At 53.7% G+C, this 22,536-nt stretch carries 18 protein-coding genes; 14 read left to right on the forward strand and 4 right to left on the reverse strand.

Annotation, left to right across the window (positions count from 1 at the left end):
- The first annotated feature begins 18 nt into the window (after window positions 1-18).
- The 7 genes from DW088_RS07460 to DW088_RS07485 all read left to right on the forward strand — a co-directional run bounded on the left by DW088_RS07460 (window position 19) and on the right by DW088_RS07485 (window position 6,887).
- A complete protein-coding gene (locus tag DW088_RS07460) occupies window positions 19-456 on the forward strand; it encodes a hypothetical protein (RefSeq protein WP_118360253.1) in 438 nt (145 codons plus the stop codon).
- Window positions 457-467: 11 nt separating this feature from the next.
- Window positions 468-1,514 (forward strand): endonuclease/exonuclease/phosphatase family protein, encoded by a 1,047-nt coding sequence (locus DW088_RS15855; RefSeq protein WP_158574633.1) that lies wholly within the window; start codon window positions 468-470, stop codon window positions 1,512-1,514.
- Between the two features lie 2 nt (window positions 1,515-1,516).
- On the forward strand, window positions 1,517-2,287 hold the full coding sequence (locus DW088_RS07465) for an HAD family hydrolase (RefSeq protein WP_158574634.1): 771 nt from the start codon (window positions 1,517-1,519) through the stop codon (window positions 2,285-2,287).
- Between the two features lie 98 nt (window positions 2,288-2,385).
- On the forward strand, window positions 2,386-3,087 hold the full coding sequence (locus DW088_RS07470; RefSeq protein WP_118360255.1) for an MgtC/SapB family protein: 702 nt from the start codon (window positions 2,386-2,388) through the stop codon (window positions 3,085-3,087).
- 330 nt (window positions 3,088-3,417) lie between these two features.
- Window positions 3,418-5,067: a putative manganese-dependent inorganic diphosphatase gene (locus DW088_RS07475; protein WP_118360256.1), complete on the forward strand. Its 1,650-nt coding sequence runs from the start codon at window positions 3,418-3,420 to the stop codon at window positions 5,065-5,067.
- A gap of 386 nt (window positions 5,068-5,453) precedes the next feature.
- Window positions 5,454-6,179, forward strand: coding sequence for an MgtC/SapB family protein (locus DW088_RS07480; RefSeq protein ID WP_117554962.1), 726 nt, complete (start codon window positions 5,454-5,456; stop codon window positions 6,177-6,179).
- A 15-nt stretch (window positions 6,180-6,194) separates the two neighbouring features.
- On the forward strand, window positions 6,195-6,887 hold the full coding sequence (locus tag DW088_RS07485) for an MgtC/SapB family protein (protein ID WP_117489569.1): 693 nt from the start codon (window positions 6,195-6,197) through the stop codon (window positions 6,885-6,887).
- A gap of 352 nt (window positions 6,888-7,239) precedes the next feature.
- Here DW088_RS07485 and DW088_RS07490 read toward each other — a convergent pair whose 3' ends face one another.
- A complete protein-coding gene (locus tag DW088_RS07490; protein ID WP_117489571.1) occupies window positions 7,240-8,142 on the reverse strand; it encodes an AraC family transcriptional regulator in 903 nt (300 codons plus the stop codon).
- 293 nt (window positions 8,143-8,435) lie between these two features.
- On the opposite strand from DW088_RS07490, the gene DW088_RS07495 reads away from it, so the two are divergent.
- From DW088_RS07495 to DW088_RS07510, 4 genes are all read left to right on the forward strand, one after another.
- Window positions 8,436-9,614: a Gfo/Idh/MocA family protein gene (locus DW088_RS07495; protein ID WP_118360257.1), complete on the forward strand. Its 1,179-nt coding sequence runs from the start codon at window positions 8,436-8,438 to the stop codon at window positions 9,612-9,614.
- Window positions 9,615-9,982: 368 nt separating this feature from the next.
- Window positions 9,983-10,921 (forward strand): sugar phosphate isomerase/epimerase family protein, encoded by a 939-nt coding sequence (locus tag DW088_RS07500; RefSeq protein WP_118284888.1) that lies wholly within the window; start codon window positions 9,983-9,985, stop codon window positions 10,919-10,921.
- A gap of 186 nt (window positions 10,922-11,107) precedes the next feature.
- On the forward strand, window positions 11,108-12,103 hold the full coding sequence (locus DW088_RS07505) for a sugar ABC transporter substrate-binding protein (RefSeq protein ID WP_158574635.1): 996 nt from the start codon (window positions 11,108-11,110) through the stop codon (window positions 12,101-12,103).
- Window positions 12,104-12,258: 155 nt separating this feature from the next.
- Window positions 12,259-13,911, forward strand: coding sequence for a solute:sodium symporter family transporter (locus DW088_RS07510; protein WP_118360259.1), 1,653 nt, complete (start codon window positions 12,259-12,261; stop codon window positions 13,909-13,911).
- A 267-nt stretch (window positions 13,912-14,178) separates the two neighbouring features.
- Here the strand turns inward: DW088_RS07510 and DW088_RS07515 are convergent, their stop codons facing one another.
- The 3 genes from DW088_RS07515 to DW088_RS07525 form a co-directional block, all read right to left on the reverse strand.
- Window positions 14,179-15,537: an ECF transporter S component gene (locus tag DW088_RS07515; protein ID WP_118360260.1), complete on the reverse strand. Its 1,359-nt coding sequence runs from the start codon at window positions 15,535-15,537 to the stop codon at window positions 14,179-14,181.
- A 241-nt stretch (window positions 15,538-15,778) separates the two neighbouring features.
- On the reverse strand, window positions 15,779-17,371 hold the full coding sequence (locus DW088_RS07520; protein ID WP_118360261.1) for a response regulator: 1,593 nt from the start codon (window positions 17,369-17,371) through the stop codon (window positions 15,779-15,781).
- Window positions 17,365-19,065 carry a sensor histidine kinase gene (locus tag DW088_RS07525; RefSeq protein WP_118360262.1) on the reverse strand — a complete coding sequence of 567 codons (1,701 nt, stop codon included), beginning with the start codon at window positions 19,063-19,065 and terminating at the stop codon, window positions 17,365-17,367. The genes DW088_RS07520 and DW088_RS07525 overlap by 7 nt, the downstream gene beginning before the upstream one ends.
- A 340-nt stretch (window positions 19,066-19,405) precedes the next feature.
- Here DW088_RS07525 and DW088_RS07530 point away from each other — a divergent pair, with 340 nt between their 5' ends.
- The 3 genes from DW088_RS07530 to DW088_RS07540 all read left to right on the forward strand — a co-directional run bounded on the left by DW088_RS07530 (window position 19,406) and on the right by DW088_RS07540 (window position 22,536).
- Window positions 19,406-20,725: an ABC transporter substrate-binding protein gene (locus DW088_RS07530; RefSeq protein WP_118360263.1), complete on the forward strand. Its 1,320-nt coding sequence runs from the start codon at window positions 19,406-19,408 to the stop codon at window positions 20,723-20,725.
- 71 nt (window positions 20,726-20,796) lie between these two features.
- The gene (locus DW088_RS07535; protein WP_118360264.1) at window positions 20,797-21,669 is read left to right on the forward strand and encodes a carbohydrate ABC transporter permease; all 873 of its coding nucleotides are present in this window, start codon (window positions 20,797-20,799) and stop codon (window positions 21,667-21,669) included.
- 15 nt (window positions 21,670-21,684) lie between these two features.
- Window positions 21,685-22,536: a carbohydrate ABC transporter permease gene (locus DW088_RS07540; RefSeq protein ID WP_117751200.1), complete on the forward strand. Its 852-nt coding sequence runs from the start codon at window positions 21,685-21,687 to the stop codon at window positions 22,534-22,536.

The raw sequence follows: 22,536 nt of genomic DNA on the forward strand, positions 1-22,536 counted from the left end.
GCGGAAGGAGCATACAGAATGGCTTTATTCGTAACCAAGGAAGGCAAGCGCAAGAGTCCGATGGCAGTTACCTGCTTTTTCGTGGATCTGCTGTTCTGTCTGGTATTCGGCGGTATGTATGCACTGCTGACCGGCGTACTGCATGACAATCTGCCTCTCGGCGGAGGCATGGCAGAGAACTGGATCCACTGCGGTCTGATCTCTGTGGTGGGTACTGCGGTCTGCTGCATCCTGTTTCTGCTGCCGGATAAGCGGATCGTGCCTTACAGCTTTGCGAGCCTGCCGGTTATCACGATCATGTGCGTGGTCGCAGCGTTCCAGCTGGAGCCTGCTGCCCGGAATATGATGCTGTATGTGACCTTCCTGTATACCTTGATGCCGATCCTTGTCGGCAACGCGGTATCGTGGACGCTATATTTCAAGCTGTACAAAAAACCGATGCCGCGCCGCCTGTAAAGGGGAGCAGTATGGAAAAACTGACAAAAGAGTGCGTGCTGCAATCTGCGGCACGGTTGGAGCAGGAATCGCAGGATGCGGTGATGCGGGATATTCCTCAGTTTTTTGAGGCGGAGATCGTGACCCGGTTTGCGGGTGCGGTGCCGCAGAAGAAAGAACTGAATCCGCTGGTGTTCAACATGGAGCGGGGCATATGTCTTGCCGAAACAGTAGATTTTCTCCGGGAATGCCCGGCGCTGCGGCCGTATGACCTGATCCTGGCCAATGAGCTGGATAGCGGCTGTGCCCGGTCGGGCGAGCGGGATACTGCCGCAGAGATCGCCCGTGCGTTGGGAATGCAGTATGTGTTCGGGCTGGAGTTTGTCGAGCTGAAGGACGCTGCACACGGGTTTCACGGCAATGCAATCTTTTCGCGCTGGCCGATCCTGTGGGCAGAGGTGCTCCGTCTGCCGGAGCAGTATAACTGGTATTATGACCGACAGAAGCGCATCGGCGGCCGCAATGCGGTTTTTGCAAAGCTTGATGTGCAGGGACAGGAGGTCGGCGCGGTATCCATTCATCTGGAAAACCGGACGAGCGGCGCGGGACGCCTGCAGCAGATGAAAGCTGTACTGCAGGAGGTTGAGCGTGTATTTCCGGGGATTCCCGTTGTGCTGGGCGGCGATCTCAATACCAATACCTTTGACGGACGCGATAAGGCGGTGATTCGTCATCTGTGTGACGAGCCGGAGGAATTGGCTGCGGCGATCGAAATGATCGACCTGTATGAACCGCTTCTGCAGGACTGCACCGCAGCAGGCTATGCATGGCGGGCGGCTTCGGGCGGTGCGGACTGCACACGGCGCAAACCGCTGCCGGAGGGCGGCTGCCTGCATATGAAGCTGGATTGGTTGCTGCCGCGCGGCTTTACCGTGCACTGCAGCAGTGTGATTTCTACACTGACGGCAGACTGCGGCTTTGCTGCGCAGGACAGTGCGCTGGCCCGGTATACACAGCCGGAGCTGAGCGATCACAATGTGGTTCGTGCCTCCCTTGCACTGCCGCAGAAGGAGGAGTAAACGTGATTAACACTATATTATTTGATATGGGAGGAACGCTCGAGGATATCTGGTATAATGATCAGACGATTCACTCGGTTACCGGAGAGTTGCGGACGTTCCTCAATGAACATGATCTGGGTACAGGCTGCAATGACATTACCTTCTGGAACAAGTTGAACAGCGGTATCCGTAACTACAAACAATGGAGCGAATCCAACGAACTGGAGAAAAAACCGGAGGAAATCTGGCCGGAGTATTATATGGCGGACTTCAATCTGGACCGTGAAAAACTGCAGGAGGTAGCGGAACGGCTGGCCGGCATGTGGGAAGTGACCTATTATCACCGCGAGCTTCGTCCGAAGGTCAAGGAGACTCTGGAGGAACTGAAAAAACGCGGGTATCATCTGGGCGTCATCTCCAACACGGCATCGCTTTATTCGGTGTTCGATGTGCTGGAGCAGTACGGAATCCGCGATTATTTTGAAGATGTTACCCTGTCCAGCGTGACCGGATACCGGAAACCGCATCCGTCTATTTTCCAGATCTCGCTGCGCCAGATGCAGGCGAAGCCGGAGGAATGTGCCTATGTGGGAGATACGATCTCGCGTGATATCATCGGTGCAAAGCGAATGCATTTTGGTGCCGCGATCCAGATCCAGTCGTTCCTGTCGGCGCAGAAGGATGCCGGTGTAGATGCTGCTTACCAGCCGGATCATATCATTCGGGAATTGCCGGAGCTGGTGGATTATCTGGAGGAGCGAAATCGAGCAGAGCGCTTGACGATGCAATAAGAAAAAGAACGTAACCGTAACAATCTCTCTCTCTTTTTCTGACCGTACCCTGCCATTGCAGGGTGCGGTCAAATATTTTAGACAGGAGGGAAACGAAAATGGGGAAAATTACAGTGGTGGATATCGTGCTGCGGCTGCTGGGTGCAGTGATCGTCGGGTTTGCCGTCGGCGCGCAGCGCGCACGGACCTCGCATCCGGCGGGAATCCGCACACATATTCTGGTAGCACTCGGCTCGTGTGTGGTCATGGTGACAAGCTGCATCCTGTATGAGCAGACGATCGCAGTATTTGGGACAACGCCCTCTGACCCGGCGCGACTGGGCGCACAGGTTATCAACGGCATCGGTTTTCTGGGTGCCGGTGCGATCCTGCGTGAGGGATTCACCGTTCGCGGACTGACAACGGCGGCCAGTGTCTGGGTCGTTGCCTGTCTCGGTCTGTCGGTCGGCATGGGATACTATGTGCTCACGGCAGTCGGTACGGTGATTGCCTTTGTAACACTGGTGGCGTTTGACGGGATTCAGGAGAAAATCCGCACCAGAAGCCGCTCGGAACTGGATCTGCAGATCGAATGTGACCATATGGGCGACATCATGGTGGAACTGTCGCATCTGGCAGAACGGCATTTTGCAAAGCTGCTTGATCTGTCCTTCAGCAGAACTCCGCATAACACCTATATCATCAGCTTCCGTGCAAGCTTTCCACCGAACGGATATGAGTCCGCGCAGAATGCATTCCGTCAGGAGCTGGCAGGTGTTTCCGGCATGATCCGCATGGAAAATCATATTGACCATATCTAAACGATACTTATCTTCCTATGGCAGCACCGCATCATGTCTGCACAGGCTCCGGCCGCGCTGACGCGGCGCCTTGCGGAAATTTTATGCCCTGACTTTGCTGTGCTTTTATGGTAATACATCAGGTATTGCTGTAAGATCACGCCTCGTCCGTGCAGAAAAATTTGCTTGCAGTATTATGCGGTATTGTCCTATTTCTTCCCGAGGGGAACAGCAGCACCCGAATCAGTGGCATGGTCGGTGCTGCTGTTTCCTTTTACCCGCAATCATACACCGTCGGGGAAACCACAGCAGTTCCCGCGGTCATTTCTCAGACAAAGGAGTCGGTACAGTATGAACCCGGTTTTTGTTATCGGACATCGTAATCCGGATACAGATTCGATCTGCTCTGCGATCTGTTATGCAGAGCTTAAGCACAGGCTGACCGGAGAACCATATATCCCCTGCCGGGCAGGCCATGTCAATACAGAGACCAAATTTGTCCTGGAGCGCTTCGGCGTAAAAGCGCCGCGTTATATCAAGTCGTTTGAGCCGTGTCTGAGCGATGTGCAGTACCGCAGGATCCCCGGTATTGATGAGGAGATGTCGCTGCACCGCGCATGGAATTACATGAACGAAAATGATATTCAGACGCTGGCCGTTGTCGATGAGGAGCGTCATCTTAAAGGACTGCTGACGCTGAGTGATATCGCGCGCTTCTATATGGAGGATAAGGACGCGAACGCACTGGCGGAGGCCGGCACAAGCTATCGCAATCTGGTGGATGTACTGGATGGTACGCTGATTGTCGGTGATGTCGAAAAGCGGTTCGAGCAGGGCAGCGTGGTGGTTGCGGCAGCCAATCCGGATGTTCTGGAGGATTATATCGGGCCGCGTGACATGGTCATTCTCGGCAATCGCTATGAGAGTCAACTCTGCGCCATTGAGATGAACGCGGGCTGCATTATTATCGGGCTCGGCGCGAAAGTCTCGCGTACCATCCGCAAGCTGGCGAGTGAAAATCAGGTTTCCATCATCGCAACGCCGCTGACGACATACAGCTGCGCCAAGGTGGTCAGCCAGGCTGTGCCGGTGCGCCATGTCATGCGCCGCAGGGGACTGATCACCTTTGAACCCGATGACGTGGTAGAGGATGTAAAGCGTGCAGTATCCAAAAAGCGTATGCGCTACTATCCGCTGCTGGATGAGCAGGGACGGTATATCGGAATGTTTTCTCAGCGCAATCTGCTGGATCTGGAGCGTCCGTCGGTCATTCTGGTCGATCACAACGAGCGGGACCAAGCGGCAGACGGTATTCGTTCGACCAATATCATTGAGATCATCGATCATCACCGCATTGATTCGGTTGAAACGAGCGGGCCGATCTATTTCCGAAATCAGCCGCTCGGCTGTACCGCGACCATTATCACAGGAATGTATCATGAGCATAATGTGCCGATCGAACCGAAAATCGCGGGTCTGCTGTGCTCTGCGATTCTGTCGGATACACTGATGTTCCGTTCTCCGACCTGTACGCCGCTCGACCGCGCTGCCGCAGAGGAGCTGGCGCAGATCGCAGGTCTGGATATCAGAGAGTATGCAACGGAGATGTTTCGCTCCAGCTCGCGCCTGCGCGACCGTTCGATGGATGAGCTGTTCCACATGGATTTCAAGTACTTTCAGGTACAGAATAAAAAAATCGCCATTTCGCAGCTCACGAGTGTCAGCGAGAATGAGCTGAACGGCATCCGGGATAAAATGCTGGGCTATATGGAGGACTATCTCAAGACGAGCGGACTGTCCATGCAGTTTGTCATGCTGACCAATATCATCGAGGAAAAGACCGAACTGCTTTATGTCGGCCGGGGTGCAAAGAATCTGGTGCATACCGCGTTCCGCAAGGAATGCGGGGAGCATTCGGTCGTGCTGCCGGGTGTAGTCAGCCGCAAGAAGCAGATGGTAACGCCGCTGCTCAGTGCAATGGAGGAGGAAGGGACCATGTAAGGCGGAAGTGCCTTGTGCTGCATGCAGGCGCAGTTCGTGCGATACAGAATGAATACCCCCGTCCTGCACAATCTGTGCAGAATGGGGGTATTTACGCTCTGCGGAAGGGAAAAAACAGTTCGGAGAGGGTACATCGAAAAAAATTTTCACAAATGCGGATATTTAGAACTTAATATATAATAAAATTGTGATAATTAAATACACAAACGTTTGCGAATGTACAAATTACACAAAAATAAACAAAATACTTCTTACAATGTGAGGGATGAAACTTTGCCTGATTCGGTGTTATACTGTATATATACCAAGGAGCGCAGGGTGTAAAACGACCATCAGCGCAAACGTGTGCGTAAACGGTTTCCGCAGGAAATGAGGAGGAGCAGAACATGACAGAAACGATTGCATATCTTCGCGAATTTCACTTTGCATCGGTCGTGCTGCGGCTCGCTCTGGCTATGCTGCTCGGCGGCTGCATCGGTCTGGAGCGGGAACGAAAACGCCGTCCGGCGGGCTTCCGTACATATATGCTGGTGTGTCTGGGTGCAACGCTGACCGTGCTGCTCAGCCTGTACGAATTTACCATGGTGACAGGGCCGTGGTCGGATATTTGCGCAGAGATCGGCATAAAAACCGACGTTTCGCGTTTCGGCGCACAGGTCATCAATGGCATCGGCTTTCTCGGCGCAGGCACGATTCTGGTCACCGGCCGTCAGCAGGTCAAGGGACTGACTACCGCCGCCGGCTTGTGGGCTTCGGCGTGTACCGGCCTCGCGGTCGGAGCGGGATTTTACGAATGCGTACTGATCGCGTTTGCTATGATCTTTCTGAGCATCCGCCTGTTCCCGATCGTGGATGCATACATTCAGGAAAACGCGCGCGATATCAATCTGTATCTGGAGTTTAACTCAATGGACGATGTCAGCACGATCATCAATCAGCTGAAAGCGCAGAATGTGCAGATCTACGACATCGACATCGAGCGCAACCGGAGCGGTGAGCAGCTGCATCCAAGCTCGATCTTTTCGATTCGTCTGAATGAAAAAATACCGCATACGCAGCTGCTGTCCGAACTGGCCGGTCTGGATTGTCTGTGTGTGATCGAAGAACTGTAACGGGAGGGAAGCAATATGTTATCTGTTTTTGACGGTCTGCGCAGCGTTACCACGCTCTCCGTATTTGTGCGTCTCGCCTGTGCATTTATCTGCGGCGGCATCATCGGCATCGAGCGCTCGTACAAGCGCCGTCCGGCAGGCTTCCGCACGCATATCTTGATCTGCATCGGTGCAGCGATCACCACGCTGACCAGTCAGTATCTGTATCTGAATATGCATTATTTCACTGATATGGCGCGTCTGGGCGCGCAGGTTGTTGCCGGCATCGGCTTCATCGGCGCCGGTACGATCATCGTCACCAAGCGGCAGAATGTGAAGGGACTGACAACGGCGGCCGGACTGTGGACCTCGGCTATCATCGGTCTGGCGTTCGGCGGCGGCTTTTATGAGGGCGGCATTCTGGCCACCGGCTTTATCATGCTGGCAGAGCAGGTGTTCTCGCGGCTGGAGTACCGTGTGCTGGAGCACGTTCCCGAGATCAATGTGTATATGGAATACGAGGATAAAACGTGTCTGGACGATGTGCTGCAGCTGTACCGCAGATGTGATGTCAAAGTGCTGAATATCCAGATTACCCGTGCGGCGGAAAACGGTGAGCACAATGCCTGTGCCATCTTCACGCTGCGCCTGCCGCGCAGCTGCACGGTAAACCGTCTGATGACACTGGTCGGCGAGCGTAAAGGCATCGTGTCGGTCGAGGAACTGTAAAACTGAACAAATCTATTGCATTTCATCCTTTCAGGCAACACCGCATAATGAGACAAAAGGCGACTTGCGAGCAGGTTTTGCGTGCTGACGAGGCTTGGTTCTGCGGTAATACTTGAGGTATTACCATGGAAGCGCAGCAAAGTCAGGGCGCAGAATTTCAGCAAAGCGTCGCAGCAGCGCGACCGGAGTCTGCGCAAGAAGCTGTGGTTCTCATTATGCGGTGTTGTCTTAACAGACCGTGAACCTTTTAACGCGCACTGGCGCGCGAATTATTTAAATTGCAGGAATAGGACCTTTTTGACAGACTGAGACGCACATCTTGCGATGTGCGTCTTTTTGTGTATTTGCACGGTTACAGCTCCGGCACATCTGTATCTATGAACGGCACATCGGTTTTGCATACCGCATCAATCGCTTTGGACATATGCTGGATACGGTACTGCCGCGGTGACGTACCGACCTTCTTAACGAACAGGTTGATCAGACTGCCGCTGGTCGAGTAGCCGACCTCCTCGGCGATTTCCGCAATCGGCTTCTGCGTGCGCACGAGCAGAACCTTCGCCCGCTCAATGCGCGAGTTGATGACATAATCGGCAGGGGAGAAGCCGGTGCGGCGCTTGAACATATGCGCGAAATAGGACGCACTCAGGCACACGGTGGACGCCAGATCCTCCACGGAAATCGGCTGACCGATATGCGAGCGGATGTACTGGATGGCCTGCTCGACCGGCGTATCCGCTGACTGCTCGGCGGCACTCGGTGAGAGCAGCAGGTCAAACATGCGGTAGATGCGTGCCGAGCGCTGCATGTCGGTCTCTACACCGTTCTCATCGTAAAAGCGCACCATGTCGTACAGCAGATTGCCGATCAGCGTGTTGTTATCGCGGCGGATGAGCCAGCCGTGCCGGTCGGTGATGCGGCGGCACAGCTCACGCGCGTTCGAGCCTTCAAAGTGCATGTACACGAACTCCAGTCCGTCCTCGGCGTGGTAGTAGTGCGGCTCAATGCAGTCGAGCAGCAGTATGTCACCGGCCTCGGCGACATTGAACTCACCGCGGTACTCCACACGGAAGCGTCCCTTGCGGATGTAGGCGATGAGCAGCGGCGGATAACTGTCACGCTTCATAAAATAGTTGGCGGTGCAGTAGTAGTGACCGCACCATGTCGGGTAGAACAGCAGCTCTCTCGCGGTCTGCGACGGCGTAAACGGAAAACAAACCGACTCACTTCGGATGCCGGGATCAACACTTTGCATAGACTTTTCTCCTTCCTTATTTTGCCCTCATAGAATCCATGAACGAAATAGCAGGATTGATGAACTGGTTTTCTGTGTTTTTTCACAGAAAGCAGGATTGATGAACTTTGCAGCAGAAACGCTTATTGAATATATCCATAAAATATTTTATACTTAGGCCAGAAGTTAGGGAATGGATACAATAAACAAAGATAAATCGAATTTGTTGTATGTATTTCACAAAACATCAAAATTAGCAGTACAAAAACAGAATCAAACACTTTTTTGCAAATCAAAGAAAGAAGGAAAACATTATGTTTATCGGTGAAAAGAAAATTACTCGTCCGTTCCGTTGGGGTATCGTAGGCGGCGGCCGCACTTCCGGCGTTGGCTACAAGCATCGTCTGGGTGCTATGCGAGACAACACCTCGTTCGTACTCAAGGCTGCAGCGTTCGACCTGGACTTCGCCCGCTGCGTAGACTTCGGCAAGAACCTGAACATGGATGAGGAACGCCTCTATCCGGATTACAAGACCATGTTCGCTGAGGAAGCAAAGCGCGAGGACGGCATCGAGGCTGTTGACATCGCAACCCCGAACTTCCAGCACTTTGAGGTCTGCAAGGCAGCTCTGGAAGCCGGCCTGCATGTAATCTGTGAGAAGCCGCTGTTCTTCAAGGTTGAGGAAGGCGAGGAGATCAAGAAGCTGGCTGAGGAAAAGGGCAAGATCGTTTGCGTAACCTACGGCTTCTCCGGTTTCGACCTGCTGAGCCAGATGCGTTCCATGGTCCTGAACGGTGACATCGGTGAGGTTACTATGGTAGACCTCCGCTACGCACACGGCTTCGCTTGCGACCCGACCGGCGACAAGCAGGCTGAGGGTCAGAAGTGGCGTGTTGATCCGGCAAAGTCCGGCCCGTCCTTCGTACTCGGCGACCTGTCCACCCATACCTTCTACATGTCCGAGCTGATCTGCCCGCAGCTGAAGCTGAAGCAGCTGCTGTGCGACCGCCAGAGCTTCATCAAGTCCCGCGCACCGCTGGAGGACAATGCTTACGTCCTGATGCGTTATGAGAACGGCGCAGTTGGCCGTATGTGGGCATCCGCAGTTAACGCAGGTGACATGAGCAGCCAGCACATCCGCATTGTCGGCACCAAGGCTTCCCTCGAGTGGAACGACATGCATCCGGATGAGCTGTACTACGAAGTACAGGGTCAGCCGCGTCAGACTCTGGTTCGTGCAATGGATTACCTGAATCCGGAAGCTCTCGAGTACGAGCGCCTGGGTGCTCTGCACTACACCGGCCTGATCGAGTCCTGGAGCAACCTGTACACCCGTTTTGCTATCGCAATGGATGCAAAGAACCGCGGCGACGAGGAGACCCTCAAGAATCTGGTTTACCCGGATCTGGAGCACGGCATCGACGGCATCCGCTGGGTAACCAAGTGCGTAGAGTCCGCTGACAAGGGTGGCGTATGGGTAGATTTCAAGTAATTCTCCCAATTTCCATCTAAACTAAGGCAATACCGCATAATTGAACAAGAGCGATTTGCGAATAAATTTTGCGTACTGATGAGGCGCGGTTTCGCAGCAATACTTGCCGTATTGCAAGAAATCGCAACAAAATCAGAATACAAAATTTCCGCAAAGCGCCGCTGCTTTAATTGTGCGGTGTTGCCTAAGACACTCTCTCATTTCTTTTCTCTATACCGCTGCCTTCCATAAGGCGGGCAGCGGTAAACTCTTAAACGCTTATAACGCTAAAATTCCCTTTTGATAACATACTTGAAAGAATTCTCTCTCTAAAAATCGCTCCAACGATTTCTACTACAACAAAAAAGAAGAAAAGTGAGGTTTTTTATATGAAACTCGCAATTTGCACTGACGTATTCGCTGATCTGTCCTACACGGACATGCTTGACAAGGTAAAGTCCCTCGGTATCGACGCGGTCGAGATGACTGCAGGCGGCTGGGGCGCCCGCAAGCACTGCAACACCGCGGAGCTGCTTGCGGACGAAGGCAAGCGCAAGGAATTCATGGGCGAACTCGAGAAGCGCGGCATGCGCATCTCTGCACTGAACACGTCCTGCAACCCGCTTTGGCCGTCCAAGACCGGCGAGGAATACAAGAAGTCCATGTACGACTGCGCTACGCTGGCAGGTCTGCTGGGCGTCAAGAAGATCGTTGCGATGGCAGGTCTGCCGGCTGGCAACGAAACCGACACCACCCCGAACTGGATCACTTCTACCGTTTCCTGGCCGGATTTCATGGCTCCGGCGTATGAGTACCAGTGGAAGGTAACGATCGAGTTCTGGAACGAATTCATCGCACACTGCAAGAAGTGCGGCATTGAGCACATCGCTATCGAGGAATTCCCGGGCACCATGGTTTGGTCTGCTTCGACTCTGCTCAAGCTGCGTGAGGCTACCGACCCGATGCTCGGCATCAACCTCGATCCGTCCCACATGATGGTTCTGGGTGCGGACCCGATCGCGGCTGCACGCGCACTCAAGGGCTGCATTTTCCATGTTCACGGCAAGGATGCCCGCATCGAGCGCGGTCTGGCTGACACCGACGGTCTGCTCGAGCCTCGCCCCGTTACCGAGTCCGCTGACCGTGTATGGAACTACGTTGCAGTCGGCTGCGGCAAGGATTTGCAGTGGTGGAAGGAATTCTTCTCCGTTTGCCACATGATGGGCTACGATGGAGACGTTTCCCTCGAGATGGAGGATCTCACCATGACCGTTGATGCAGGTGTCAACACCTCGATCGACGCGCTGCGCCAGACCATCAGCCAGTAATTGGTGCGGTATCACCGAACAATTGCTCTTGCCGAATTGTCCGGTGATACCGTAAAAGAAAAAGATTTTTCATTAAGTCCACAGCATTTTCGCAATTCCAGCACCACCCCTGTAGAGAAGAAAGAAAATCAATATGAGAAGAAGAGAAAGGGCAGTGTTTGAACTATGAAAAAGAAGCTTTTAGCAATGACGTTAGCAAGTGCTCTGTGTGCCGGCATGCTGGCAGGCTGCGGCGGCGGTTCGTCCGCATCGACTGGCAGCACGGGTGACAGCGGCTCCACCGCTTCCGGTGATGCCTACAACGTAACCGTTATCGTAAAGCATACGGACGGTCACTTCAACAAGGTTATTGCCGGTGCGCGCGATTACGGCAGCGAGCACGACAATGTAAACGTCGAAATCCAGTCTCCGACCTCGGCTACCTCGTATGATGAGCAGGTCAACATGATTGAGACGGCACTCGGCAACCCGGGCATCGATGCCGTTGTTATCGCTCCGCAGCAGTCCACCTCTACCGCAACGCTGGTAGATACCGCGACCAAGCCGGTCGTAGCACTCGATACCGACTTCACCTCGGACAAGAAGGCATGCTTCGTTGGCACCGGCAACGAGGACGCAGCGCTGAACGGCGGCAAGGCGGTTGCTGAGGCCTGCAAGGCACTGGGCAAGGACAAGCCGACGGCGGTTATCATTGCAGGCGTACAGGGCGACGAGACCCATGAAGCACGTCTGCGCGGCTACCGCGATGCGATCGAAGCCGCAGGCGGTCAGGTGCTCGAAGTGCAGTACACCGATACCATGCCGGACAAGGCAGCAGCCGCTATGGAGGCGGTTATCCAGAAGTACCCGAACGGCGTAGACGCAGTTCTGTCCATCGCGGATGACATGGCGCTTGCAGCTGCAAAGGTTATCAAGGATTCCGGCAACACCAATTACGCAGATACCGTTCTGTGCGGTTTTGACGGCAACCAGTCTGCCATCGAGGCTGTTATGGACGGCTCTCTGACCATCGACATCGCTCAGATGGGCTACGACATGGGCTACAAGGCTGTTGAAGCAGCAGTTACCGTACTTGAGGGCGGCTCTGTTGAATCCTTCATCGACTCCGGCTCCAAGGTTATCGACTCCTCCAATATCGATGAGTACGTCTCCGACATGAAGTCCAAGGGTCTGTGGGAGTAATTCAAACACACATTTGACAGCATAAACAGTTTATAGACAGGGCGGACGCAGAGTTCGACACATGCGTCCGCCCTAACTATACGCATTTTTGAGAATTAAATTACAAATATGGGAAATTGAAGCGGTTGAGGGACCGCGTGAAAGAGGGGATTCCAATGGTTTGGACTATGGCGACGTTTATCGGTTTCACGATACTTGTTGCAGTTATTTCGTATGTAAAAACAAAGGGCGATGACCAGAGCACCGCAGACGGCTATTTTCTGGCCGGACGCGGACTGCCGGGCTTTGTTATCGCAGGTTCGCTGCTGCTGACCAACCTGTCGGCAGAGCAGCTGGTCGGCACAAACGGCCAGACTTGGAGCGTGGGCATGAGCCCGATGGCGTTCGAGATCGTAGCAGCTCCGTGCTGTATCGTGCTGGCGCTGTTTGCGGCGCCGCGTTATCTGAAAAGCGGCATTACCACCATTCCGGAGCTGATCGGTCTGCGCTATGACCGCAGCACAAAGCTGTGGTTCTCCATCGCGTACATCCTGCTGTACATTGTCGTACAGATTCCGGTTATCCTGTACTCCGGTTCGCTGGTATTTGAAAATATCTTCAACGTATCCGGCATTCTTGGCGTAACCAAGTTCCAGGCCGTTATCATTCTGTGTATCATCATCAGTGTCATCGGCTCGATTTACGCTATCTTCGGCGGACTGAAAGCCGTAGCCGTATCGGATACCGTAAACGGCATCGGCCTGCTGATCGGCGGCTTCATGATCCCGTTCTTCGCACTGAGCGTGCTCGGCAAAACGGTAGGCGGTGACGGTCTGTCGGTTATCGACGGTATGCGTTTCCTGATCGAAAACCATTCGGACATGCTCAACTCCATCGCTCCGGCGGATTCTCTGCCGCCTGCGGTTCCGTGGCCGACCGTATTTACCGGTCTGTTCTTCCTCGGTCTGCAGTCCTGGTGTACGCACCAGTCGTTTATTCAGCGTGTACTTGCTGCAAAGAACCTCAAGGAAGCACAGAAGGGTGCTCTCTACTGCGCGTTTCTGAAAATTATCGGTTTTATGTACCTTGCGCTGCCGGGCGTTATCGCGTATGCGCTGTTTGAGCTGCAGGGCGATCAGGTATCCATGATGGACGAAGCGTACCCGCAGCTGGTTTCGCAGGTTGTTCCGGCTCCGCTGATGGGCTTCTTCGCAGCCGTAATGCTCGGTGCGATACTGTCCTCGTTCAACTCGGTGCTGAACTCGGTAGATACCATGTTCACCATGGACATTTACAAGGAATTCATCGACAAGGACGCTTCCGAGGACAAGCTCGTCAAGGTCGGCAAGAATGTCGGCATCATCTTCGCGGTATTGACCACCATCGTCGGTCCGCTGATCTACTTCTTCCCGGCAGGCTTGAAAACCTTCCTGGATTCTCTCGTAATGCTGATTGCACTGCCGGTGCTGACGGCCGTATTCGGCGGCTTCTTCTTCAAGCACCTGCCGAAATACAGCGCAAAGGTCATTCTGGCGCTGCATGTGGTCTGCTACGGCTCGTTCCTGCTGTTCCTCAACAGCAAGTTCCATTATCTGTATGCTGTATTCGTTCTGCTGCCGGTTGAGCTGCTGATTATGTTCATTTTCAATCAGCGAAACAAGACAAAGCATCCGGAGGCATGGGTACAGAAGGACATCGGCGCTGTCGATCTTACTCCGTGGAAATATCGATGGGTCGCTACCGCACTGATTCTCATTTGTGTTGCAGTGGTTTACCTTGCGTTCTCGCCGCTCGGCATCGGTACCTGGAGTTATACACAGCCTTTCTAAAATCGAAAGTAAAACGGAGTGCGTTTGCACTCCGTTTCAGTCTGTCAAAAAGCAGCATTTCGACTCTTGTACTTCGTGCGGCAGCACGCATAAAATAGAATTTTCGGAGCAAATTCATAAATTCCGAGATACACAAGGGAAGAAAAATGTGCCTGCAAGGTGCGGCTTTTCTTCGAAATTCGATCGAAAGGCTGCTCGGAAAACGTTAGTGTTTCGACAGTCTCAAAAGCCCGTACAGCTGCCCTACGCTGTGCGGGCTTTTGCAATTTACTTTTCAGTCGAATCCTCTATCACAAAGCACGCTCGGCCGTTCTCCTTGGCCTGATAGAGCACGTGGTCGGTTTCGGTGAGCAGGTGCTTGATCTCCTGCGGGAAAACAAAGCGGTACGCGCCGATGCTGCAGCTGACCGTGACCTGCTCGAGAATACCGGAAATATCGCGCAGGAACTGCGTCAGCAGATGTTCCAGTTGGTCCTGCGACAGATCTATATCGAGCATTACGGCAAACTCATCACCGCCGATACGGCCGACAGAGCCGCAGAAACGAAAGGTGTTCTGTAAATGCTCGGCAAACTGCTTGAGGACCTCATCACCGACAGAATGACCGTATTTGTCGTTGATGTGCTTGAAATAATCCAGATCGCAGACCAGAAACCAGCCGGCTGCTCCGGCGTGGGACTTCTGGCTGCGGAGACAGGTGTGCAGGAACAGCTTGCGGCCCATAATGCCGGTCAGGAAGTCCAGCTCGCCGGTGTACTCACGAAATTTCATGTAGCGGTAGACCATCAGGATGAGGATGAGCAGAATGAAGTTGAGCGCCAGCATGGCAGTCAAAAACTGTACCTGCAGGTGGAGAATATCCCGATGAATGTGCTGTGTGACATCTACGCCGTGCTGCCCGAGCATGTAGTACATACGGTTGGAGAAGTAGACAGTCGAGAGAACCGCCATACAGAAGATAAACGTACTTACGCCCCCCAGCACGAAACCAATCTTCGGAGACCAGTACGGGGTGTTTTCGTATTCATTGACCGCGTTTTTATAGGTCTGGATAAAGGGACTGTGATACAGCTTGTCAATCGCCAGAACGACCGCAGCACAGAACGACAGGATGATGAGGTCGCTTTTTTTCAGTATAAATATTGATAAAATATTAAAACCGAGAGAGGGAAAGAGCAGCCCCATCGCAGTATAGACCAGAAGCGCGTGCAGCTTAGGTGCCGCGATCGTGATGAGCAGCTTGCACAGATTCTTTCGTTTGCTTTTGTGTGCCAGCTGAAACAGACAGCCGAGCAGAAAACCGAACAGCACGCGCGTGCCGACACTCAGCAGTATGCTTCCAATGGGAAAATCACTCCGGAACGGAGAAAAGACCGCGTCTGCAGGCATGACATAGGTCGCGGAAGCCTTATACAGACTGCCAAGACCGAACAGCAGTCCCGCGAGGGAAGACTCGGCCGGGCCAAACAGGCAGGCGATAATGACGATAGGGATATACGCTGTGGTAATAGAAATCGGCGGAATGTGCATATATCCTAAAAATGTAAAGGACATAATGACTTCCACCGCCAGCAAAAGGCTGAATATGTAGTGCTCAAATTTGTGTGTTTCCCAGATTGTATTCATTTTCCGGATTACCTTTATATAGGGCAGTACCGCGACGGATACGGATGCAGAATTTGCTCGCAGACCGCTCTTGTTCGATCATGCGGTATTGCCATGAATTTTGCTGATAATTAAAAATATTTAACTATATTATATAGTAAAGGTGCGGAAAATGCAACCGATTTGCTTGTGCAGACAATTTTGAGAATTGCGGAAAAGTTCCGATGGGATGCGTGCCGGAGCGTTTTTCGCTTCTTTTCGTTTATACAGATGATTCGTTCTGGACGCTGTGGCGGTAATCCTTCGGTTTGAGACCGGTGATCTTCTTAAATATGCGTGAGAAATACACAGGATCGTTAATGCCGACCCGCTCGGCAACTTCATAGCTTTTGAGTGCCGTAGTGCGCAGCAGATTTTTTGCGGCTTCGATGCGCACGTTCTGCAGATAAGTCGTCAGCGTTGTGCCGGTCTCGCGCTTAAACAGGCGCGAGAGATAGCTTGAGCTGAGATAGAACTGCTGGGCGAGCTGGTCGAGCGAAAGCTGCTCGCCATAGTGTGCGCTGATATAGGTCTGTACCGAGGAAACGATATGATCTGCGCTGGCGGCGCTGCTCTGCGCCATGTCCTGCGTTTGCTGCACGAGTGCGCGGGTGCAGGATTCCATCTCGGCGATGGAGTTGGTCTCCATAATGCGCTTGAGCGAGGAAATGCTGCCGCCCTCGAGCGAATGTCCGGCCATTCCGGGAAACTGCAGCTCCATGCCGAACTGGTGAATATATACGCAGATATTGCGCACGGTATCCGGCGGCAGCTTGCTGCTGTCCGCATAGGCGAAAATGCAGTCGAGCAGCTGCTCTGTGTCGGCGGGATTACGCAGCTCCATCGCAGATTTAAGGGCAGAGAGCATTTCAAAGATTTCGTCGGTCAGCTGCTGCGGGAACGAGCTGAGCTCAGCGAAGTGCGTCACCGGATGGTCGGGCGTGAAGACGGTGAAGCGCACCGCCTGCGCGGCTTCATCGGCGGCATCGGCAAGATTGATGGGATTGTCATTGCAGTTAGAAATGCCGATAAACAGCAGAAAATGCGCCAAACTGCCGACAATATTCACCGCTTCCCTGCATAATGCGGTAATAGGCGCTTCCCCGGCGGCACAGATGACCACAAAGCAGTCCTGCGTGCCGCGGGCAATGTAGTAATGCGGGTAGGAGGATAGACAGTCGGACAGAATCTCCTGCGACTGGTTGAGATACTCGTTGTATTCTTCATCGGTCAGCGTTTCCTCGGACAGCGAGGTAATATACAGCTTGAGTACAAAATAGCTGTGCAGGTCCATTTTCAGCTGAGCCAGGCGGTTGAGCACATACAGCTGCGAGCATGCAACACGGTGGATGAGGTCATGCAGCAGCATGCTCTGCTGCAGCTCCATGTTGCGCGCCGAGGTCGTGGAGAGCTTCTCCTGCAGGTCCTGACTGCTGCGGTCTTCCGCTATGGCGGCCTTGGCTTTTTCGATGGCGTTGGTCAGGTTTTCTACCGTCATCGGCTTGAGTACAAAATCAACCACATGATATTGGATGGCACGCTGCGCGTAGGCAAAATCCGGATAGCCGGTCAAAATGATGACTTTGATGCCGGGATAGTCACGGGCGATGATCTCGGCAAGCTCAAGACCGTCCATACCGGGCATGCGGATATCGCTGATAACGATATTCGGCTGAATGACCGGAATCTGCTCAAGCGCCATCATGCCGTCATCTGCCTGTGCGGCAATCTCACAGCCGAGGTCGCCCCAGTGGATGCAGTGTACCAGACCCTTGCGGATGGCGGATTCATTGTCAACGATCATAACTTTCAGCATAGGTCTTTCTCCTTTTCGGGCGGTGCGGTGATGATGGGGAGCGTCAGCACGATGCTCGTGCCGTGTCCGGGTTCGGATTTGATCGACATGCCGTAGGGCTCGCCGTACAGCAGCTGAAAACGGCGCTCGATGTTGTGCAGTGCAACATGTGTGTGGTGCTTGTCATCGCTGCCGGGCTGGGGGATGGCGGACGGGTCAAAGCCTACACCGTCATCGTGCACGCGGATGTACACGGCGTCCTCCTCCTCCCAGATGCTGACGCGCACCCAGCCGCCGTGACGCTTAGGCTCGAGTCCGTGTACGATACTGTTTTCTACCAGAGGCTGAATGGTCAGCTTAGGCAGGTAGCAGCCGAGCAGCTTGTCGTCCTCCACATCGACGGTGTACTGCAGCTTTTCCTCAAAGCGTTCCTTTTGCAGGGCGAGATAGTATTTTACAGAATCCAGTTCCTCCTGCAGGGTGATAATCTGCTTGCCGTGGTTAACAACGCTTGCCCGCAGCAGCTGTGCCAGATTCTGCACCGTGGTGCAGATGGCCGGCTGACCGGCTACCATGCAGCGGACATTGATCAGTTCAAGAATATTAAAGATGAAGTGCGGCTGAATCTGGCTCTCCAGCTGATGAATCTCTGCGTCACGCAGCAGCAGACCGCGCTGATAGACCTCCTGAAACAGGGTGTCCAGCCGGTCGGCCATGTCGTTGAAGGCATGCGAGATAGCGGTCGTTTCGGTGTAGGGCGTTTCATCCATGCGCACGGAAAAATCACCGCTGCCGATACTGCCGATGGTGTGCAGCATCTGCCGCAGAGGACGCAGCAGCAGGATGAGACAGGTGGCGGCCAGCAGCAGAGCCAGGATCAGGATGGCAGCACAGACGAGAAAATACACACGCGTACTCTGGCGCACACCGGCGAGGATTTCGGCGTTTGGAATATAGATGTCCACGCGCTCGCGGCTTTTGCGGAGTGAGCTGGACGCATGATACCACTTATTCATATCCTCGTTCTCGCGGAACAGGTCGGTCTGCAGAGAGCTGATGCGTTGGCCCTGATCACCGCTGAAAATGACGACAGTAGAAGGGTAAAGCTGATTCAGCGACAGCGTGGAGAGCAGCTTGTTGATGTTCAGCTCGACGATGATTTTGCCAAGCGGCTGCATGGTGTTGAGGTCAACAAAATCGACGATCATATATGCGTATCCAACGATGGTGTAGTGCGTGTACAGCGTGCGTGCGGAGTTGCAGTCCTCGTGCGTCTGGTACATCTGCCGGACGCGCCACGAGGTATTCAAATAGTAGTTGCCGCCGTAGACCGGTACATATTGGTCGTTTTTGATCAGGTAGATGGCGCTGACCACATCGGGGTTGAGCGAATCGCCGAGCGAGAATGCGCGGCTGAAATTCTGCTCCAGCCGGAGAATCTGGATCTGGGTGAGCGGTTCACTGCTGCTCATCATCTGCTGGGCGGCGCTGTCCGAGGTCAGGTAGTACACACCATCCCGCAGGGTCTCCATCATGCGGTCGGTGCGGTCGGTGAATTCGTTCAGATACATGGAAACCGTCTCACTGGCGGTATGCTGCAGCTGACCGGATACGGTATGGATAAAATAGATGCCGGCGGTGACAACAGGTGCGAATACCAGAATACATATCATCACAACGACCAGCCCGATAAGAGAGATCTTGCGTTTTGCCATACAATACACCTCACGGGAGCTTCTGCGAACTATACAAGGGCAGCACCATAATAATAGAGCTGCGGAGTTACCCTAAATATACCACAATTCGACCGCTTTGTGTACCATCCGGAGGGGGAGAAGCGACATTAGAAAAAAATATCCTGTTTTGGCGCAAAATAATCCTATGTTTTCAAAGAGGAGTGCAGAGCGTGTGAACGAAAAGCAAAATCGTCATATGTTTTGACCGGTTTACTGCATTGAGGGCAGACTGTTCCTCGGGTATAATAAATACAACAAAACACAGAGCGGTATTTGAATGAGACAAATGCCGTAAGGAGAGAAAGAGGAGGAACCCCACATGAAAACAAAGCGTATCCTCTCCCTGCTGATGGCAGGCGCGCTGCTGACCGGTGCACTGACAGGCTGCGGCGGCAAGAAGGATGATTCTGCACAGAGCGGTGACAGCTCCGGCGTGATCACCATCAACTATCCGACGGCCCAGTGCGGCACGAATACGTCCGCTCCGGTATGCGATGAACTGATCAAGGAATTCAATGAGAAGTACGCAGGCAAGTACGAGATCAAGAAGGAAGACGTTCCGGGCGATCAGAACTACATCGACAAGATCAAGGTACAGCTTGGCACGGGCGATCTCCCGCCGGTTATTTACGGCGGCGGCTACAATCTGCTTGATATGGTCGTTGCCAAGGATCTGGCAGTTGACCTGACCGATGCGGTAAATTCCGATGCAGACTGGAAGGCACTGTATTCCGATACCGCGCTGGCTACCAACAGCCGCGACGGCAAGATCTACGCTTCCTCGATGGAAGGTCAGGTTATCGGTTACTTCTACAACAAGGAGCTGTTCAAGCAGGCAGGCATCACCGAGCCGGCTAAGACCTGGGACGAGTTCTTCCAGCAGTGCGACAAGCTGAAGGCAGCCGGCGTCACCCCGCTGTCCATGGATACCGCGGATTCTGCGTGGGTAACCCAGCTGTGGATGGGCGCTATGGTTGGCACCGAGTCCGACGCAGGCCTGGAGTTCGTGAATACCATGAACCCGACCGACTACAACACGCCGGAAATGATCGCAGCAGCCGAGAAGATTCAGAAGATGTACCAGAACTACACCACGCAGGATGCAATCGGCGGCAAGTATGAGAATGCTGCAAACAACTTCCTGTCCGGCCAGACCGCAATGCTGGCGAACGGCCCGTGGATGATCGGTGATTTCTCCGATACCTCCATGGCAGAGGAAGGCTTCGCTGATAAGGTCGGCGTAGCGCTGTTCCCGGGCAACTTCGTATACGATGCACCGATTCAGGGCTACATCGTTACCAAGCAGGACGACCCGAAGGTAGAAGAGGCTGCCATTGAGATGGTCAAGTTCTTTACCTCGGCTGAGGCACAGCAGACCGCAATGGAGATGCAGGGCATGGTTCCGGCCTCCAACACGGTAGAGCTGACCGACACCGCAAAGGACAAGTACCCGCTGCTTGCTGAGTTCCTTGACCTTGCAACCACTGAGGGTGAAAAGCGCTCGGATACTCTGCAGGCTACGATGTACTCCAACCTGCTCGACGTTATGAGCCAGCAGCTCCCGCTGCTCGCTTCGGGTGAGCTGGACGCAAAGGGCTTCTGCCAGACGCTGACGGATGCTGCAGCGAAGAACCAGTAAACTGTTTACCGCAGGGACCCGTCAAAAAACGGATCCCTGTTTTTCTCCTCAACAAGAAAGGAAACCGCTTTATGAAACGTAAAAAGGGATGGCTGCCGGTGTTCCTGCTTCCGGCTGTCGCATTGTTCCTGCTGATCTATGCTGTTCCGTTGGTGATCGTGTTCGTTTCCTCGCTGTTTGATTACCGGCTGACGGGCGACTCGATGACATTCATCGGTCTGCAGAACTATACACAGCTGTTCAGCGATGCGACCTTCCGGCAGGCGTGCGGCCACACAATCGTCTGGATTCTGATCCACTGTATTATTCATGTCTCCATCGGCGTTATCCTGGCGCTTGTGCTGTACAAAAAGCCGCGCGGCTGGAAATTTGTCCGTACTGCATATATGATCCCGAATATCATCTCCAACGCCGCAATGGGCATGATCTTCCTCAATATTTTCAACCCGCAGTACGGCGTGGTCAATTCCATCCTCAAGGCTGTTGGTCTGGAAAACCTGACACATAACTGGCTGATGGATACCACAACGGCGTTCCCGTCCGTCACCATGACGTGGCTGCTGTTTGCGGGCTACACCACGACGCTCGTGCTCGCCGAGGCGCTGACCATTGACGATTCGGTGCTCGAAGCGGCTCGTGTGGACGGTGCGACTTCGTTCCAGACCGATATGTTCGTTGTGCTGCCGCTGCTGCGCAAGATCATCGGCACGACCATGGTCATGGCGGCAACTTATATGCTGCAGATGTTCGACCTGATCTACATCACCACCAAGGGCGGCCCCGGCTCGGCTACCATGAACCTGCCGCTCATGCTGTACAGCGTGTACAAGAACGAAAATAACTACGGCTACTCGAATGCAATCGGCGTTTGCATCGTCATTGCGGGTGTCGTTTGCATGACGCTCATCAACAAGGCGATGCGCGTCAACGAAGAAGACTACTAAGGAGGCGTTCGACAAATGAAAACCAGCTTCGGTGCAATGACCGGCAGAGAACGCCTGTGCTTTGTGCTCAAATATCTGTTTATGGCGCTGTGTGTGGTTGTTGCGCTGTTCCCGATCATCTGGGTCATCCTGTCCTCGTTCAAGACGAATGCGGAGATCCTGTCGAACGGCATTTCGCTGCCGACGCACTTCGGGTTTGACGGCTATCAGTCCGCACTGGATATGGCGCCGATCTTCAAGTTCTTCGGCAACAGCGTGATCGTCACCTGCTGTGCGACTGTACTCAATGTGCTCGTCTTCGCTATGGCAGGCTACGCGTTTGCGCGGTTCCGCTTTCCGTGCGATAAGCTGCTGTACATGCTGCTCAGCCTGTCGCTCGTCATCCCGATGACGGCACTGCTGCAGCCGGTGTACAGCGTGGTCAACAATCTGGGGCTGTATGATACCAAGGCGGGTCTGATTCTGGTCAACACCGCATTGAATATGCCGATGAGCCTGCTCATCCTGCGCGGCGCCTTCCAGTCTATCCCCAAGGCCATTGAGGAGGCCGCCTACATCGACGGTGCGGGCTTCCTGCGCACGTTCTTCCAGATCATGATGCCGTGCGCCAAGGGCGGTCTTACGAGCGCAGCTGTGCTGTGCTTCCTCAATACATGGAACGAATTTACGTTCTCCCTGATCCTGACCAGCAGCGAGAGTGCCCGCACGCTGCCGCTGTCGCTCAGCTACTTTACCAGCCAGTTCAGCTTTAACTATACGGCGCTGTTTGCCGCAGTTACCATTGCGGTCATTCCTTCGATCATCGTGTTTGCGATCTTCCAGGAGCAGGTCGTTTCCAGCCTGACCGCGGGTTCGGTCAAAGAATAA

Source organism: Butyricicoccus sp. AM05-1, from assembly GCF_003474415.1.
GTDB lineage: Bacteria > Bacillota > Clostridia > Oscillospirales > Butyricicoccaceae > Agathobaculum > Agathobaculum butyriciproducens.

Excerpts from the sequence above, each read along its gene's own strand:
- DW088_RS07470 (WP_118360255.1), top strand. The coding sequence starts at position 2,386 with ATGGGGAAAATTACAGTGGTGGATATCGTGCTGCGGCTGCTGGGTGCA.
- DW088_RS15855 (WP_158574633.1), top strand. The coding sequence starts at position 468 with ATGGAAAAACTGACAAAAGAGTGCGTGCTGCAATCTGCGGCACGGTTG.
- DW088_RS07520 (WP_118360261.1), bottom strand. The coding sequence starts at position 17,371 with ATGCTGAAAGTTATGATCGTTGACAATGAATCCGCCATCCGCAAGGGT.
- DW088_RS07480 (WP_117554962.1), top strand. The coding sequence starts at position 5,454 with ATGACAGAAACGATTGCATATCTTCGCGAATTTCACTTTGCATCGGTC.
- DW088_RS07460 (WP_118360253.1), top strand. The coding sequence starts at position 19 with ATGGCTTTATTCGTAACCAAGGAAGGCAAGCGCAAGAGTCCGATGGCA.
- DW088_RS07535 (WP_118360264.1), top strand. The coding sequence starts at position 20,797 with ATGAAACGTAAAAAGGGATGGCTGCCGGTGTTCCTGCTTCCGGCTGTC.
- DW088_RS07485 (WP_117489569.1), top strand. The coding sequence starts at position 6,195 with ATGTTATCTGTTTTTGACGGTCTGCGCAGCGTTACCACGCTCTCCGTA.
- DW088_RS07540 (WP_117751200.1), top strand. The coding sequence starts at position 21,685 with ATGAAAACCAGCTTCGGTGCAATGACCGGCAGAGAACGCCTGTGCTTT.
- DW088_RS07500 (WP_118284888.1), top strand. The coding sequence starts at position 9,983 with ATGAAACTCGCAATTTGCACTGACGTATTCGCTGATCTGTCCTACACG.
- DW088_RS07490 (WP_117489571.1), bottom strand. The coding sequence starts at position 8,142 with ATGCAAAGTGTTGATCCCGGCATCCGAAGTGAGTCGGTTTGTTTTCCG.
- DW088_RS07505 (WP_158574635.1), top strand. The coding sequence starts at position 11,108 with ATGACGTTAGCAAGTGCTCTGTGTGCCGGCATGCTGGCAGGCTGCGGC.
- DW088_RS07525 (WP_118360262.1), bottom strand. The coding sequence starts at position 19,065 with ATGGCAAAACGCAAGATCTCTCTTATCGGGCTGGTCGTTGTGATGATA.
- DW088_RS07530 (WP_118360263.1), top strand. The coding sequence starts at position 19,406 with ATGAAAACAAAGCGTATCCTCTCCCTGCTGATGGCAGGCGCGCTGCTG.
- DW088_RS07510 (WP_118360259.1), top strand. The coding sequence starts at position 12,259 with ATGGTTTGGACTATGGCGACGTTTATCGGTTTCACGATACTTGTTGCA.
- DW088_RS07475 (WP_118360256.1), top strand. The coding sequence starts at position 3,418 with ATGAACCCGGTTTTTGTTATCGGACATCGTAATCCGGATACAGATTCG.
- DW088_RS07495 (WP_118360257.1), top strand. The coding sequence starts at position 8,436 with ATGTTTATCGGTGAAAAGAAAATTACTCGTCCGTTCCGTTGGGGTATC.
- DW088_RS07515 (WP_118360260.1), bottom strand. The coding sequence starts at position 15,537 with ATGAATACAATCTGGGAAACACACAAATTTGAGCACTACATATTCAGC.